The sequence below is a fragment of the Actinoplanes couchii genome (assembly GCF_016862075.1).
In the GTDB taxonomy this organism is placed as follows: Bacteria; Actinomycetota; Actinomycetes; order Mycobacteriales; family Micromonosporaceae; genus Actinoplanes; species Actinoplanes couchii.
Map to the genome: position 1 here is coordinate 57,889 of NZ_BOMG01000092.1, position 15,661 is coordinate 73,549.

The 15,661-nt window shown below is 70.9% G+C and carries 13 protein-coding genes; 7 read left to right on the top strand and 6 right to left on the bottom strand.

The window, feature by feature from the left end; all coding sequences use genetic code 11:
- Positions 1 to 90: 90 nt before the first annotated feature.
- The 3 genes from Aco03nite_RS36280 to Aco03nite_RS36290 are packed head-to-tail and all read left to right on the top strand — an operon-like array spanning position 91 to position 4,771.
- Positions 91 to 648: a TetR/AcrR family transcriptional regulator gene (locus Aco03nite_RS36280; protein WP_203804299.1), complete on the top strand. Its 558-nt coding sequence runs from the start codon at positions 91 to 93 to the stop codon at positions 646 to 648.
- Positions 641 to 2,398, top strand: coding sequence for a WD40 repeat domain-containing protein (locus Aco03nite_RS36285; protein ID WP_203804301.1), 1,758 nt, complete (start codon positions 641 to 643; stop codon positions 2,396 to 2,398). Before Aco03nite_RS36280 ends, Aco03nite_RS36285 begins: the two co-directional genes overlap by 8 nt.
- Positions 2,399 to 2,443: 45 nt before the next feature.
- The gene (locus Aco03nite_RS36290; RefSeq protein WP_239145731.1) at positions 2,444 to 4,771 is read left to right on the top strand and encodes a putative bifunctional diguanylate cyclase/phosphodiesterase; all 2,328 of its coding nucleotides are present in this window, start codon (positions 2,444 to 2,446) and stop codon (positions 4,769 to 4,771) included.
- A 291-nt stretch (positions 4,772 to 5,062) separates the two neighbouring features.
- Here the strand turns inward: Aco03nite_RS36290 and Aco03nite_RS36295 are convergent, their stop codons facing one another.
- The 3 genes from Aco03nite_RS36295 to Aco03nite_RS36305 form a co-directional block, all read right to left on the bottom strand.
- A complete protein-coding gene (locus tag Aco03nite_RS36295) occupies positions 5,063 to 5,860 on the bottom strand; it encodes a hypothetical protein (protein ID WP_203804303.1) in 798 nt (265 codons plus the stop codon).
- Positions 5,857 to 6,756: a hypothetical protein gene (locus tag Aco03nite_RS36300; protein ID WP_203804305.1), complete on the bottom strand. Its 900-nt coding sequence runs from the start codon at positions 6,754 to 6,756 to the stop codon at positions 5,857 to 5,859. The genes Aco03nite_RS36295 and Aco03nite_RS36300 overlap by 4 nt, the downstream gene beginning before the upstream one ends.
- 274 nt (positions 6,757 to 7,030) lie before the next feature.
- Positions 7,031 to 8,116: an acyltransferase family protein gene (locus Aco03nite_RS36305; RefSeq protein ID WP_203804307.1), complete on the bottom strand. Its 1,086-nt coding sequence runs from the start codon at positions 8,114 to 8,116 to the stop codon at positions 7,031 to 7,033.
- Positions 8,117 to 8,275: 159 nt separating this feature from the next.
- Between Aco03nite_RS36305 and Aco03nite_RS36310 the strand changes: the two genes are divergently transcribed.
- Together Aco03nite_RS36310 and Aco03nite_RS36315 are read left to right on the top strand one after the other, a co-directional pair.
- The gene (locus tag Aco03nite_RS36310; protein ID WP_203804309.1) at positions 8,276 to 8,605 is read left to right on the top strand and encodes a PadR family transcriptional regulator; all 330 of its coding nucleotides are present in this window, start codon (positions 8,276 to 8,278) and stop codon (positions 8,603 to 8,605) included.
- Positions 8,602 to 9,600 (top strand): hypothetical protein, encoded by a 999-nt coding sequence (locus tag Aco03nite_RS36315; protein ID WP_203804311.1) that lies wholly within the window; start codon positions 8,602 to 8,604, stop codon positions 9,598 to 9,600. The genes Aco03nite_RS36310 and Aco03nite_RS36315 overlap by 4 nt, the downstream gene beginning before the upstream one ends.
- Positions 9,601 to 9,645: 45 nt before the next feature.
- Here the strand turns inward: Aco03nite_RS36315 and Aco03nite_RS36320 are convergent, their stop codons facing one another.
- Positions 9,646 to 10,518, bottom strand: coding sequence for a DUF6461 domain-containing protein (locus tag Aco03nite_RS36320; RefSeq protein WP_203804314.1), 873 nt, complete (start codon positions 10,516 to 10,518; stop codon positions 9,646 to 9,648).
- Between the two features lie 54 nt (positions 10,519 to 10,572).
- On the opposite strand from Aco03nite_RS36320, the gene Aco03nite_RS36325 reads away from it, so the two are divergent.
- A complete protein-coding gene (locus tag Aco03nite_RS36325) occupies positions 10,573 to 12,828 on the top strand; it encodes a WD40 repeat domain-containing protein (RefSeq protein WP_203804316.1) in 2,256 nt (751 codons plus the stop codon).
- Between the two features lie 244 nt (positions 12,829 to 13,072).
- Here the strand turns inward: Aco03nite_RS36325 and Aco03nite_RS36330 are convergent, their stop codons facing one another.
- Positions 13,073 to 13,663 (bottom strand): TetR/AcrR family transcriptional regulator, encoded by a 591-nt coding sequence (locus Aco03nite_RS36330; protein WP_203804319.1) that lies wholly within the window; start codon positions 13,661 to 13,663, stop codon positions 13,073 to 13,075.
- Between the two features lie 79 nt (positions 13,664 to 13,742).
- Between Aco03nite_RS36330 and Aco03nite_RS36335 the strand changes: the two genes are divergently transcribed.
- On the top strand, positions 13,743 to 14,774 hold the full coding sequence (locus tag Aco03nite_RS36335) for an MBL fold metallo-hydrolase (protein ID WP_203804321.1): 1,032 nt from the start codon (positions 13,743 to 13,745) through the stop codon (positions 14,772 to 14,774).
- A gap of 18 nt (positions 14,775 to 14,792) precedes the next feature.
- Here Aco03nite_RS36335 and Aco03nite_RS36340 read toward each other — a convergent pair whose 3' ends face one another.
- Positions 14,793 to 15,611, bottom strand: coding sequence for an SDR family NAD(P)-dependent oxidoreductase (locus Aco03nite_RS36340; RefSeq protein WP_203804322.1), 819 nt, complete (start codon positions 15,609 to 15,611; stop codon positions 14,793 to 14,795).
- Positions 15,612 to 15,661: the final 50 nt, after the last annotated feature.

Here is a 15,661-nt window from a genome sequence, read left to right on the forward strand (position 1 = left end):
GTACGGATATGATGGGCGCCGGATTAACCGGAGCACCGCTCCACCCAGTATTCGGAGCAGTGCTCCGCCCGTCAACGGGGAGTGTCCACCTTGACCGAAGCAGCCCGTGCCGACGGCCGGCGCAACCATCAGACGCTGCTGGACACCGCCCGGGAGGCGTTCGCCGAGCACGGGACCGACGTCTCGCTGCGGGAGGTGGCGCGGCGTGCGGGTGTCGGCATCGGGACGCTCTACCGGCACTTCCCCACCCGGGAGGCGCTGCTGGAAGCCCTGATGGGCCAGAACTTCGACCGGCTCACCGCGTACGCCGAGGAGCTCTTGATCCATCCCTCCCCCGGCGTGGCGCTGCGGACCTGGCTGATCGCCATGGCCGAGGGCTCCACGTCCTATCGGGGGCTGCCCGGCTCGGTGCTGGCCGCCCTGCACGACGACCGGTCGCAGCTGCACGCCTCGTGCGCGGCGATGCGGGCCGGGGCGTCCGGCCTGCTGGACCGCGCCCGGCAGGCCGGCGAGATCCGCTCCGACGTGACCACCGACGAGCTGCTGGCGCTGACCTCCGGCGCGGCCTGGGCGGCCCAGCAGTCCCCCGACCACCAGGTCACCCGCATGGTGACCCTGACCCTGAACGGACTGTCCCCTCGTGACTGACGGCTGGATCCGGTACTACGACCAGAGACGCGAATTCGTCCCGGGCGCGCACCTCGGCGATTTCGAGCCGGAGACGGTGATGGTCGCCGACGGCACGGTGGTCCTGTTCGGCGGGCGGTCCGACGACCGGTTGCCGTTGCGGGCGCTGGATCTGGAGACCGGGGTGCCGCTGCCGGACCGGGCCGGGCTGCACGGCCGGCGGCCGCCTCGGGCGATCGCGCTGGGCCGGTGCGGCGACCGGACGCTGCTGGCCACCGCGTCGGCCACGGGTGTGGTCCGGGTCCGGGACGCGGCCACCGGCGCACCGGTCGGCGCCGAGATCCACCACGAGCGGACCGGTGTGTCGGTCGCGGTGGCCGCGGTCGACGGCGACGACGTGGTCGCGGTGGCCGGCAGCGCGTGGATCAAGGCGTGGCGGGTGGCCGACGGGACACAGCTGGCCAGCCGCGGGTACAAAAGCGCCCGGTTCGTCGCCTTCCAGGGCCGGCTGCTGGCCGCCCGCGCCCACGACGGCGCCCGTGAGCTGCGCGACGTGCTGACCGGTAAGGCAGTCGCCACGTTCTCGGTGCCGGACGGCACGGTGTGGACGATCGCCGAGATCGGCGGGCGGCTGCTGGCCGTCGCGGTGCCGGGCACCCGGATCGACGGCGCGGCGCCGTGGGCGTGGGACGTGTTCGCCGGCGAGGAGGTCACCCTGCCGCCGCTGACCGGGCCGGCCGCCGACGTCGGCAGTGTCCGCGCGATCACCGTCGACGCCGATCTGACGACGCTGGTGACCTGGTACACCGAGGAGTACGAGACGCGTGCCGCGCTGCGGCTGCCGGGCGCGCAGGCGGTGGAGACCGTCGACGATCCGGTTCTGGGCGGCGGGCTGGTCGCGGTCGCGGACCACGGCAACACCCTTATCGTACGGGACACGGCCACCGGCGAGCCGATCGGCTCGCCCTTCTACGGCGGTGCGGTCGGCCCGCCGGCCGGGCTCACCCGCCTGGACGGGCGCACGGTCGCGGTGCTGCCCGGCGAGCAGCTGATGATCTGGGACGTCGCCGGCGGCCGGCCGGTCGCCCGTCTGGACTGCGGCCTCGACCTGCACCGGGTGGTGCCCGACGACCGGGGCCGGGCCGCGCTGCTCTACCCCACCGACGGCGAGGAGCCACGACTGCGGGTCCTGGACCTGGCCACCGGCGAGACCGCTGTCGACGTGGCGCTGGCCCCGCAGTACGCCGGGCTGGTCGCCGCGCCGGTGTGGGTCGAGCACGACGGCCGGCCGATGCTGGCGGTCCTGGAGGACCACGCGATCACGCTGTACGACGCCGCCACCGGCGCCCGGCACACCGGTGTCTTCGGCGACCATTCGGCGGAGATGTTCTCCCCCGGGGTACTCGCCGGTGGCCTGGTCGGGGACCGGCGGGTCCTCGCCGCGGGCTGCGACTTCGGCGGCGAGGTTCGGATCTGGGACGCCGGCACCGGCGAGCGGCTGCTGCGGGTGGACTGCGGTGGTCTCGGGGTAGGCGCCGTCACCTTCGGCGACCACGACGGCCGGCCGATCATGGCGACCGCCACCAGCACGTACCCGAGGATCCAGGTCTGGGACGCGGTCACCGGCGCGAAGATCGGCAGGGGCATCGACATGAGCCGCCGGGTCACCCCGATGAAGACCACCGCGATGACGCTCACCCGGTGGCGTGGCCGGACCGCGCTGCTGGCCGCCGCCCGCGACTGGCCACCCTTCCTGTGGGTGATCACGTAGCCGGGCAGCGCTCAGGCGATGCGGGGGCATGCCGATGGGAGGGGCGTGACCCCCGTGCTCGCCTCCGCGCGCACCGACGCCGAGCGTTCCGCGCCGGCCGCGGCCCAGGGCTCGTCGCTGCGGCGCAGCCGGTCCGTGGCGTGGCGGCTGGTCGTCGCGGCGGTGCTGGTGCCGGCCGTGCTGCCGATGGTGCCGGCGCCGCTGCAGGCGCTGCTGTCGGTGACCGCGGTGCTCAGCGGGGTCGCGTCGATCTGGTACGCCGCCCGGACCGCGACCCCGGAAGGCCAGGTGCCGCTGCGGCACCTGTACCTGGCCGGGCTGCTGATCGTCGCCGGGATGGTGCTGCGGACCGTGCTGGTCGGCGACGACAGGTCCCCGCCGACCACGGTGTCGCTGCCGCTGGACGGGGTGGTCATCGCCGGATATCTGCTGGCGGCGTACGCGGCGGCCCGGATCCTGCTGCAGCGCCGCGCCGACCCGGAGGACCCGGCGTGGATCGATGCGGTGCTGGTCGGCGCCACGTTCGCGTGCATGGCGTGGACGTTCGTGGTGGCGCCGGCGATCGAGCGCACCGGGCAGCCGGCGGTCCAGTTCGCCAACGCGTTCTTCCCGATCGTCGACGTGGTGCTGCTGGCGCTGGTGGCCCAGCTGGGCCTGGCCGGGGGTCATCGCGCGCCGTCGTTCTGGACGGCGCTGCTCGGCACGGCCAGTCTGTTCGCCGGTGACCTGCTCTACCTGATCGGGGACGGTGCGCTGGCCGGCGTACCGGCGGATCTGGTCCTGTCCCTGCACACCGCGGCGCTGCTGCTGCTCGGCGCGGCCGCCCTGCACCCGTCGCGGCGGATGCTGGTCACCCCGCAGCAGCGGCTGGTCCGCAAGATCTCCAAACGGCGGATGCTGGCGATCATGCTGACGCTGCTGATCCCGGTGGTCGTCGCGACGCTGCAGCCGCCGCAGGGGTCGCTGGACAAGAACGTCCGCGGCGTGCTGGTGCTGGTGCTGGTGACGGTGGTGCTGTTCCGGGTGGCGTGGTCGAGCAACTCCCGGGCCCGGGCCGAGGACTCGATCCGGCGGCGGGCCACCCACGACGCGCTGACCGATCTGCCGAACCGGGGGCTGCTGCAGGACACCATCACCACCTGGGGTGATCAGGCCACCGCCGGGCAGCAGGAGATCAGTCTGCTCTTCATCGACCTCGACCGGTTCAAGATGATCAACGATCACTGGGGGCACCAGGTCGGGGACGAGCTGCTGTGCGCGGTGGCCACGCGACTGAGCTCCCACGTACGCAGCAGCGATCTGGTCTGTCGCATCGGCGGCGACGAGTTCGTGATCGCACTGTCCAGCCCGTCGCACAGCATCCTCGCCGAATCGGTGGCCGGCCGGGTCCTCGACCTGTTCGGGCGCCCGTTCGCACTGTCCGTCGGTGACGTGGTGGTGTCCGCGTCGATCGGGGTGGCCAAGGCGAGCGGCGGCAGCGAGGCCGTCGAACTGATCCGTGACGCCGACACCGCGATGTACCAGGCGAAGGAGTCCGGGCGCAACACGTGGGCGCTGTTCGACACGTCGCTGCGGGACCGGCTGCACGACCGGATCACCCTGGAACAGGCGCTGCGCGGGGCGCTGCGGCGCGGCGAGCTGTACGCCACCTACCAGCCGATCATCGACCTGGCCAGCGGCGAGCTGGACGGGTTCGAGACCCTGATGCGCTGGGAGCATCCGGAGCTGGGGGCGATCCCGCCGCTGCGGTTCATCCCGGTCGCCGAGGAGACCGGCATGATCGTCGAGGCCGGCGCGTGGCTGCTGCGGGAGGCGGCCGGCCGGCTCGCCCAGTGGCGGGCCGAACGCGGGCCGGAAGCCCATCCGCTGCACATGTCGGTGAACGTGTCGGTCCGCCAGCTGCGCGACCGCAAACTGGTCGCCGTGGTCCGTGACGTGCTCGCCTCCACCGGGCTGCCGCCGTCGGCGTTGTGGCTGGAGATCACCGAGTCGGGCGTGATGGAGGACATCGACACCGCTCTGAGTACGTTGAACGCCCTGCACGACCTGGGTGTGGTGCTGGCCATCGACGACTTCGGCACCGGCTACTCGTCGTTGAGCTACCTCAACCGGCTGCCGGTCGGCATCGTGAAACTGGACCGCTCGTTCGTCTCCGACGTGGGCCGGCAGGGCGCCAACGAGCAGATCGTGCGGGCGGTGCTGGCCATGACCAGCGCCCTGGACCTGCGGGTGGTGGCCGAGGGCGTGGAGACCGAGGCCCAGCGCGACTGGCTGCGTGAACAGGGCTGCGACCTGGCCCAGGGCTGGTTGTTCGGCAAGCCCCAGCGCGCCGAGGACACCCGGATGGTCAGCGCCAAGACTGGGCCTGAGTGACCGGCTGACAAGCCTGCGTTGGGTGAACTCGGCTGAGGTCCCTCGCTGTGGTACCAATGACGACCTCGCTGATCGCCTGATCGTGCCGGTATGGAGGTAACAGCGGTGACGGGCTGTCGCCCGTCGCCGCTGTCCATCACGCCATATGGTCAGCCGGCGGAGCCTTCGCCACCCCGGTCGATGTGACGTCTCGACATCATCGCCCCCATTGACAAACAGCGGACTTCGCGTAGCCCGCTCCGTTCATGATCAGAATCATGCCGTCAATGATGGTAACTGCCGAGGGCTTGATCAAGTCGCGGAATCCACCCATTCGATGCGGATATCCCACTCGTACCTGGTGGCTGGAATCGATGATCCCATCGTCCAGACGATGGATTTCGTGCCAGCCGCCTCGTCGATCTCCAGTCGCTGTTCGCCGTACCGGTTACGCTCCTGGACCGAGATCGTCCCCACGGCCATCCCGAACACGAATCGGACCGTGAAATCACCCATCATGAATAATGGCGTCCGGAAGTCGTATTTAAAGACATCGAGACCGACCGATCTAAGTGGGCTCCATAACCCACCGGCGACGTGATAGTCGAGTTCCCACTCCAATGCCTCGCCGTTCACCGCCGGAACGAAGTGGACGAACCCCCGCCCGGCATCGTCGATCGGCATCCAGCTTGTCTCGATGTCCGGCAGGTTCGTCACCCGTACCACCGGGGTGATCGACACCTTGTCGGTGTCGGCCACCGGATAGGGCGAGACCAACCGGAGTGTCCGTGTCTCGATCCGCCGCGCGGGCCGGGTACGGCGGCGTTCCCGGACACGGTCCTCTCTGGCAGTGGCACCGACCCAGACCGTCAGTTCCAAGTCCTCGGTGAACACACTGAGCGGATCCGGGGGTTCCGGCACCGTCGCTGGCCTGCGCAACCCGAACAGCAGTACGGCGACGACGGCCAACAGGGAGCCAGCCCCGGTCAGCGCCGCCCGGGGACCGGCACTGACACCGACCACGAGTAGGAGGTTGATAGAGGTCACCACCACCGGGACCACCCAAGCCGCGACGCCCCCCACCCTGGCCAGCCGCACGTACGCCGTCATGTCGCCGCCTCTCGTGGGATCAGCTTCAGGGACAGGATGATCGGCTTGAACGGAGACCCGGCGTCACCGGGGAGCCCGGCCGTGTTCTCGATCGTGTATTCGTGCATCCCTGTCGGGTCACGCCGGAAGGTGACACCATCCGGGAGTGGCTTCAAAGGTTCATCAAGCGTCCCCAGCGTGGCAGGCACCCGGAAGCGAAAGGTGACCATCCGGACCGGGCTGCGCCGGCCCGGCGGCTCGTCCGGCCCGACCGCCGGCGGAGTCCATTCGAACCGCTGCGCGTGGTCGCGCCGCAACGGATCCCAGAACGACGGCGACAAGTAGTCCGCGTTCCATTCCACACTTGCCGAGGGCGGCGCGAAGAGGATCAGAGCGGGATTGGAGCGACCCGGCAGCCGGATCGGGACGGCACGCCGGGCCGTCCCGGACGAGTTCCCCGGTCGGTAAACGTCAAGATGGAGGTCATCCCAATCCAGGCTTTTCTGGATCGGGCCACGTGTGACCGGTTCAAGGTTGCACCAGGAGACCACGTTGCCCTGTTGCAGGGCCGTCGTGACATGGTGCTCCTCGATCTGATCGGTGCCGACGTCGAAGACAATGATCAATTCTTCCCGATACGGCCGGTATGCGGCGAAGGCCGCCAAGGCGGTTCGCACCACTTCAAGCTCGTCCGCCGCTTTGGCGTCCTTCCGCCCACGGCTCACGAGGTTGGCCCCGGTGAGTGCCAGGGTCGCCGTCACGGCGAAACCGAAAGCCACCAGCCCGGCGGTGGTGACACTGCCCACCGTGACGATCTGGATAATATTGGCGATGAGCCCCGCGGTCGCGATGAACGACGGCCCTGCAGCGAGCAGGAATTCGCGAAGCTCGGGTTGATATCGCTCGACGGCGGTCATCGGGCATCACCCGGACCGCAAATGTTCCGGACATCGCCCCACCCTTCTCCGGTCGTGGCGCGAAACGAAAAGCACTCATAACGAGACATCAGTATGAAGTCTACGAAGATGTGGAACCAGGAGCATATGTCCGAACTTCTCGATGACGGTTATGCGGGCGTCACCGAGCGAACCCCTATCGAGCTATTCAACGCTGGTCAACATGCGTTCCCAGGGATGTTCGAGCAGATTTTCCGGAGCCCCGAATTCCACTCCCCCGGGAAGATCCTGACCGTCAGCGAATCGGCACCGACGCCACCCCGCGGGCCGGGCCGGCCGGAAGCGCGACCCGTTTGACGAACGGGGAGATCCGGGGGCGGCGGCGGGCGGCGACGTCCTCGACCCAGCCCAGCGCCAGGACCGCGACCGCCAGCAGGGCCATCGCGATGCTGAAGTCGGCGACGTACTCCAGGCCCTGGGTCGGGATCTTCCAGAGTTGCAGCGGGTCGAACAACGCGACCGCGATGGTGATGGCCACGTTGTGCCACAGGTAGATGGTCACCGCACGGTTGTTGACCATCGACACGAAGCCGTCCAGCGGCCGGGTGCGGGCCAGCCAGCCCATCGGCGGGGACCAGCGCAGCAGGAGCAGGACAAAACCGATCGCGTAGATCGCGTACGCCACCGGGATGCTGGTCAGGTCCATGTGGTTCTCGATCGGGTGGGTCCACGCCCAGGCCAGCGCCCCGCCGATGCAGGCCGCGCCGACGGTGATCACGGCGGCCGGATGCACCCGGGCCAGGTCGCCCTCACGGTGGGCCATGCCGAGGACCCAGCAGGAGGCGTACGCCAGGACGTTCTGCAGCACCCAGCCGGCGGTCTCCCCGAACACCCCGGGGTACATCGTCAGCGCGACCAGCCCGGCCAGCGGCAGCAGCACCGTCACCAGGTGCGCGCGCCGGTACAGGGCGAGGAGCAACGGCGAGAGCAGGACCAGCCACAGGTACGTCACCAGGTACCACAGCACACCGGCCGCGGAGTAGCCGAACTCGCTGGACGGCGGGTCGGCGATCGGCACGATCCACAGCAGCAGCCGGGGCCAGGACGGGTGGTCCGGCCATCCGTAGTGGAACATCAGCGGCACCAGGATCAGGCCCATCGCCCACAGCGCGGGCAGCAGCCGCCGGATCCGGTTGCGCACCGCCCCGACGGCGCTGCGGTCCAGGGACTTGACCATCAGCGAGCCGCCGAGCGCGAACATCACCCCCATCGACGGGAAGATCAGTTCGAGGGTGGCGAACGGGAACGCGTGGAACAGGACCACCCGGATGATCGCCAACGCCCGTAACGCGTCGAAATACCTGTCCCGGTTCGGCTGCACGTCTTCCCCCTCGGCTGGGCCGTCCCACAAGGTAATTCCTGCCGGGAACGCTGTCGTGCGCCGAACGGATGCTCTTGATCAACCGGACGGCGATCACGCACAGCAATAGGTGGAACACTACGGTTGACGTTATACATCGGTGACCGTACTGTCTTCGACGTGCAGGAACCCACCTATCTGATCCTGACCGTGCTCGCGGCTCAGCCGCTGCACGGTTACGGAATCGTCCAAGCCGTGACCCGCCTGTCCGACGGGGAGGTGAACCTCCGCCCCGGCACCCTCTACGGCGCCCTGGACCGCCTGGACCAGCAGGGGCTGATCGCCGTCGACCGGGAGGAGGCCGTCGACGGCCGGCTGCGCCGCTACTACCGGCTCAGCGACGACGGCGCCGCCGCCCTGGCCGACCAGTCCGCGCGACTGCGCCGCCGCGCCGACGCCGCCGACCGCCAGCTCGCCCTGCGCCCCGACGTCGCCGGAGGTGCGGCATGACCGACTGGACCGTTCTCGCCGCGTACCCGGCCCGGATCCGCCGCAAGCACGGCGCCGAGCTGATCGACACCCTGCTGGAGATGGCCGGCCCGACCGGCCGGCCCACCGCCGAAGCCAAGAGGATGCTGATGATCGACGGACTCCGGGAACGTTTCCGGCCCCCGGTACGCCGCCCGTTCGCCCTGGTCGCGGCCATCCTGACACTGCTGATCGGCGGGGCGTTCGGCGCGGCCGCCGGCTCCTGGCTCGGCGCCCTCACCTACGCCACCCTGCCCGAGGCCATCCCCCTGGCCCAGCAGGTGCTGCCCGGTGAGGTGACCGGCTCCACCTACGGCCACAACCTGTCGGCCGGCAGCACCGTCCCGGCCGGCACCGACACCGCCGCGGCCGCCGAGTCGGCCCGGCAGAAACTGGCCGCCGAGGGCTGGCGCACCGGCCCACTGCTGACCGGCACCGCCGCCGGCGGAGTCCTGGACAACACCCACTTCAGCGCCGAGAGCGAAGGGGTCCACCTGACCGTCTACGCCTACCCGGACGCCAACGGGGTGCCGTACCTGTCCCTCGCCGGCTGGCCCCAGCGGACCGCCGCCTACGTGCCGCTGACCGTCGCCGGCGCCCTGCTCGGCCTGGTCGCCGGCTGGCTGACCGGGGTGGCGCTGACCCACCGGATCCGGGAAGCCGGCCGTCCACTGCCCGGCGCGGTGCTCACCGCCGCCGGCCTGGCCCTGACCATCCCGTCCGCGCTCGGCTTCGTCACGTCCCTGGTGCGGTACCTGACGGTCACCGACCCGCTGGGCAACGGCGAGGTGCTGCACGGCGACGGTTTCGCCTTCGGCCCGACCATCGACACGCTGCGGGCCCTGGACCTGGGCGAGGGCTGGCTGCTGTCACCCGGTGACCTCCAGCAACTGTGGATCTTCGGGTTCGGTCTGCTCGCGATCGCCGCGATCGTCGCCCGCCCGTCCCGGCACGCCGACCGCGAGGTCATGGCCTGACCCCGGCCCGGTGAACGGCCGGACCTCACCCCGGGGTCCGGCCGTTCACCGGGCCGGCCAGAACTCCATGGCGGGCAGGCGCAGCAACAGGTCCGGCGGACCGGTGAAGGCCCGCGCGTCCCGGGGTTCCAGACCCACCACATCGCAGCAGTACGCCATCGCATGCCCCTGATACAGAAAGATCCGCAACACCTCGTCGCCGGTGTCGTCCGGTGACACCTGACCGCCACCAGGATGCAGATCCGAGTCCAGCTCGGCGCCGTCCCGGAACCAGCAGCCCTGATTACCGCTCTTCGGGTTGCCGTACATGCCGTAACCCCGGGTACCGGCGGTGAGCAGCGCCATCACCCCGGGCGTGGACGCGGAGAAGCCGTTCCACCGGACGACCGCACAGCCACCCGGCACCGCGGTCACCCCCACCACCTCGTCCTCGGCCTCCCCCTGCTCCATCACCCACTCGTCGAAGTCGCCGACCTCGACCGGCTCCCCTTTCAGGCGACGGGCGACCTCGGCCACGCCGACCTCGGCGACACAGGCAAAACTCGCCGCGTACGGCTCCTCACCGGCCAGCACCGCGATGATCCGCTCCGCCCGCGACACGGCGGCCTGCTCCTCGCCCGTCAAGCACACCTCCGGCGGCACCGGCCCGAACAGCCCCGGCTCCGGACCGGCCAGCGCCAGCCGCGCCGGCGACCAGCCGTCCATCTGCTCGAGCCACGGATCGGCGCCGGCCGCGACCAGGAGCCCGGCGATCTCGGGCTCCCGGTTCAGCACCGCCTCGAACAGCGGCGTGCGCCCCCACCACAGCCCGTCGACATCCGGCGTACCACGGATCAGCGCCTCGACCTGGCCACCGGACATCCCGAACATCGCCGCCGAGTGCAGTTCCGGCGGATCCACCGGCTCGTAGTCGTCCATGCACGCAGTCTGGCAGGCCCGGGGCCGTGGTTTCGCTTCGATAGGTTGTCGCCCATGTCGGAGCAGAGCGGCTGGGACGCCGACCTCGTGATGCGTGAGTCGCTGGGCACGTTGCGACCGGAGACGATCACAGCGGGGCTGGTCGGCGACCGGACGGTGCTGGTCTTCGCCGGCACCGACGACGAAGGGCTGCCGGTACGGTTCGCCGACCTGGACACCGGGGCACTGCTGCCCGACCGGTCCCTGCTGCACAGCGCCCACCTGGTCACCCTCGGGCAAGGCGACGGCCGGGTGCTCCTGGCCACCGTCACGGCCCGGGGCACGATCGCGGTGCGGGACGCCTCGACCGGGGTGCCGATCGGACCGGCGATCTCCGGGCCTGCGTCGCCGGTGGCCGTCGGTGTCGGCCTGGCCGGGGGCCGGGAGGTGGTCACGGTGTCCGATGACGACACGGTTCGAGGCTGGGACATCCTTGCCGGTACGGAGATCGGCACGCCCGCCCCGATCCCCTCCGCCACCACGCTCGGGCCACTGACGGTGACCGCCGGACGGGCCGGGGAACTGTCGGTGAGCGGAGTCCGGTCGCCGTACTACGGTGGGGCGGTCCGATCGTTCGGCGGCTGGGCGCAGCGGGCCGGGCGCATCCTCGCCGTGCTCAACGGTGATCCGGCGATCTTCTACGACGTCGAGGAGGGCGTCCCCTTCACCCGGGTACCGCTGCCCGAACTCCCCGAGGACCATCCGGTCGACGTGATCATCGGCGACGACGGTTTCCACCTCTGGGACGACGTCCGGCGCACCGAGATCATGCGCCGTCCGGAAGTGATCACCGCAGGCCGCTACCGCGAGAACGACGACCACGCGCACCTGGTCACCGGATCCGCCGACGGTTCGGTACGGGTGTGGAACGTCAATCCCGGACAGCCGCTCGGCAATCCCGGCCAACTGCTCGGCAATCCCGGCCAGCCGCTCGGCAATCCCGGCCGACTCGGCAATCCCGGCCAGCTGATCGGCGGACCGTGGACCGGCCACACCGCCCCGGTCACCGCCGTCACGCTGGCCCAATGGCAGGGACGCGAGGTAGCGGTGTCAGCCGACGCCTCGGGCACCGTGCGGATGTGGCCGCTCGACGGCCCGCTGCGCCACCCCGGCCACGGCGAACGGGTCAGCGCGATCACCGGCGGCATAGTGGGCGGCCGCCCACTCTTCGCTTCCGGTGGAGACGACGGCACGATCCGCCGGTGGGATCCACTCACCGGCGCCCCCGTCGGCGCCCCGATCACATCCGGCCCCGTCGCCGGCCTGACCTTCGGCGGAGACATCCTGTTCTCCAGCAGCCCCGTCCCCGATGACGCCCAGCTTCCCGACAGCGACACTCCTACCGGCATTTCGCCCTCTCCCCGTGGCGTTCCAACTTCCAGCGACAACTCGGATGGTGATGACCGATCGGCCACTCCCGGCGGCGTTCCGAGACCCAGCGACAGCTCGGATGGTGTCGGATCAGGGGTTCGGCGGTGGGATCCAGTGGCCGGCACTCCGCTCGGTGAGCCATTTCCCGACGGTGAGCGCCCGGCGAAGCCAAATCCCGGCGGCAGGCGCCTGACCGAACCACTTCCCGGCGGTGGGCAGCTGGCGGCGACCGTCGTGGATGACCGGCCGCTGATGGCTGCCGTCGACGGGATGGTGCTGCGGGTGTGGGACGCCGCGACCGGGACCGGGCATGCGACGATGCGGCTGCCGGGACCGGCGACGCTGCTGGATCTGGCGGTGCTCGACGGGCGCCTGCTGGCTCTGACGGTGAGCGGCGGTTCGGCCGTGACCGGCGGTTCCTCCTGGGAGGACGGTGAGCGGATCACCCTCTGGGATGTGGCCGCCGCCGCACCGGTCCGGCCGCCGACAACGACCACCGACGACGGTTGTCATGGCGCGTTCGGACTGGTGGACGGTCGGCTGGTGGTGGCGCACGGTGTTGACGCCGACAAGAACCGGGCGTCCGGTGAGGGCGTCTGGCCGGAGGAGACCGGCGACATCTACGTCCACGACGTCGCCACCGGCGAACCGGTCGCCGACTTCCGGGGCGAGGCCGGCTGGAACCAGCAACTCCTCCTGGTCGACGGCCTGGTCCTGCAGGCCGCCGCCGACGCGGTGCTCACCTGGGACGCCCGCACCGGCCGGCAGGCCGCGTCGCCGGTCCGCACCGGCACCGGCCAGTTCACGTGCGTCGCCGCGATCAAGGCCGACGGCCACATCCACGTCGCGGCCGGCGACTGGGCCGGAACCATCCGGATCTGGCAGATCCCACGCCCCTGACCAGCACTCACCCACCGGACCCAGCGAATCCGCATTCCTCACCACGCACGTCCACCAGACCTGGGAGGTCCTACACCTCCGACCCGCACACGCCCACCAGACCCAGGAAGTCCCACGTCCCTCACGTCGCCCGACCGCCAGGTCCGGGAGATCCCGCGCCTCTGACCCGAGCACGTCCACCGGGCCGGGGGACTCGCAGTCCCGCCCGCGCTCCGGCGGCGGGCGGCCGCCACCGGGAAACGGCTCAGGGGGCGTAGCCGCGCTGGATGAAGGCGATCGTCTCGGTCAGGCCCTGTTCGATCTGGGTGGTGGAGAAGCCTCCGCTCTGCAGCAGGGCGGTGAGCCCCTGCAAGGCGGCGGCCAGCGGCAGCACCAGCAGGTCGACGTCGCCGGGGCGGACCTCGCCGCGTCGTTGACCGTCTTCGATCACGCGGTTCACCAGGCCGGTCAGGCGCCGGGTGGCCGCCACCAACTCCTCGGCGGCGTCCGGGTCGTGTTTGCGGGAGTACATCAGCTCCAGCAGGGCGGCGTTGTCGACGGAGAAGCTCATGTAGGCCCGGGCCAGCCGGTCCAGGCGGTCGGTGAAAGCGTCGCCGGCCTCGTGCAGCGCCGCGGTCATCACCTCGTCGAGGCGGTCGAAGCCCTCCATCGCCAGGGCGTCCAGCAGCGCCTGTTTGGTCTTGAAGTGGCGGCTCGGCGCGGCCGGGCTGACGCCTGCCTCGCGGGCCAGCTCCCGCAACGACAGCTCGGCGGCGCCCCGGCCGCGCAGGGTGTCCTCGGCGAGTGTCAGCAGCGTGGCCCGAAGGTCCCCGTGGTGGTAAGGGCGGATCTTCATACCCCCACCCTACCGTGATGTGAGCGACGCCAACATAGTATGCGTTGACTACATTGTGATCACCGCCTACATTTGCGTCATGACCATCGCTGCCCAGCTCGGCGGTAAGGCCGCCGGCGCACGCCGTACCCGGGTGGAAGCCTCACCCCAGTTCTCCGAAGGCCGGTTCCGCAACACCGTGCCCACCGCCACCGGCATCCCCCTGACCGCGATCCCCCGGGTGGCCGCCTCCGCACTCGGCAGCCGGCGCCCGCACGGCCCGGTCCCGGTGATGAACCCGACCGCCGGAGAGAAAACCGGACTGCACATCACGTGGTACGGGCACTCCTCCGCCCTCGTCGAGATCGACGGCCACCGGATCATGCTCGACCCGGTGTGGAGCAACCGCTGCTCGCCGTCCCGGCTGGCCGGCCCGAAACGACTGCACGAGGCGCCGGTCCCGCTCGCCGACCTGCCCGCCCTGGACGCCGTGGTCATCTCCCACGACCACTACGACCACCTGGACATGCCGACCGTCCAGCAACTGGCCACCCTGCAGCCGGGCATGCTGTTCGTGGTCCCGCTCGGCGTCGGCGCGCACCTGGAGACCTGGCAGGTGCCCGAGGCCAACATCGTCGAGCTGGACTGGAACGAGAGCACCACCGTCGGCGACATCGCACTGGTCGCCACCCCGGCCCGGCACTTCTCCGGCCGCCGCGGGGTCAGCCGCGACGACACCCTCTGGGCCAGCTGGGTGATCAAGGGCCCGAACCGGAGCGTCTTCTACTCCGGCGACACCGGCTACTTCCCCGGCTTCGCCGACATCGGCGCCGAACACGGCCCGTTCGACGCCACCCTGGTGCAGGTCGGGGCGTACAGCCCGGACTGGGCCGACATCCACATGTTCCCCGAGGAGGGTGTCACCACCCACCTGGACGTGCGCGGCGGCCTGATGATCCCGGTGCACTGGGCCACCTTCGACCTGGCCCCGCACCAGTGGGCCGAGCCGCCGGAGCGCACCTGGCGCGAGGCCAAGGCCCGCGACGTCCGCCTGGCCATCCCCCGCCCCGGCGAGCGGGTCGACGTGGACAACCCGCCGGAGATCGACGCCTGGTGGCAGCAGATCGCCTGATCCCCGGCCGCCGGGCGCTCAGGCGATACTGCCGCCGTCGGCGATCAGCGTGCTGCCGGTCATGAAGTTCGCCAGGTCGGAGGCACAGAACAGCACGACCCGGGCGATGTCGTCGGGAACCCCGGGCCGGCCGATCGGGCCGTTCACCATCAGCGGCGTCGGCGGCAGCTCGACCCCCTGCGCGGCCAGGGCGGCCATCGCCTCCTGCGCGGCCAGGATGTTGCCCTCGGTCGGCACGTGACTCGGGGCGACACCGAGCACCCGGATGCCGGCCGGGGCCAGTTCCAGGGCCAGCTCCCGGGTCAGACCGCGGGCCGCGTGCTTGGAACTGACGTAGGCGGCCAGCCCCGGAGCACTCGCCCGGAACCCGGCCGTCGAGATGATGTTGACGATGGCGCCGCCGCCGGTCATCCGGCGGGCGGCCTCCCGGGCGCCGACGAAGGTGCCGCGGGCGTTGACGGCCTGCACCCGGTCCCACAGCTCGTCGGTCATCTCCAGAACCGGCATGGCCGGGAAGATCCCGGCGTTGTTGACCCAGATCTCCAGCCCGCCGAGTTCGCTGACGGCCCGGTCGGCGAGCGCGCTGACCGAGCCCGAGTCGGTGACGTCCAGGGCGGCTCCGAGGGCGCTCACCCCGTACCGCCGGGAGAGGTCTTCGGCGGTCCGCACTGCCAGACCCTCCTCGATGTCGCCGATCAGCAGGTCGGCGCCGGCCTCGGCCAGCCGGGACGCGATGGCCGCGCCGAGCCCCCGGGCGCCGCCGGTGACGACCGCACGGCGACCGGACAGCGAGATCAGCTCGGAGAGGGATTTGCGGGAGACCTCAGAAGTCGACATGCCGCAATGGCAACACACTGTTGCCATTGTCCGCAAGATCGGCGCCCGAT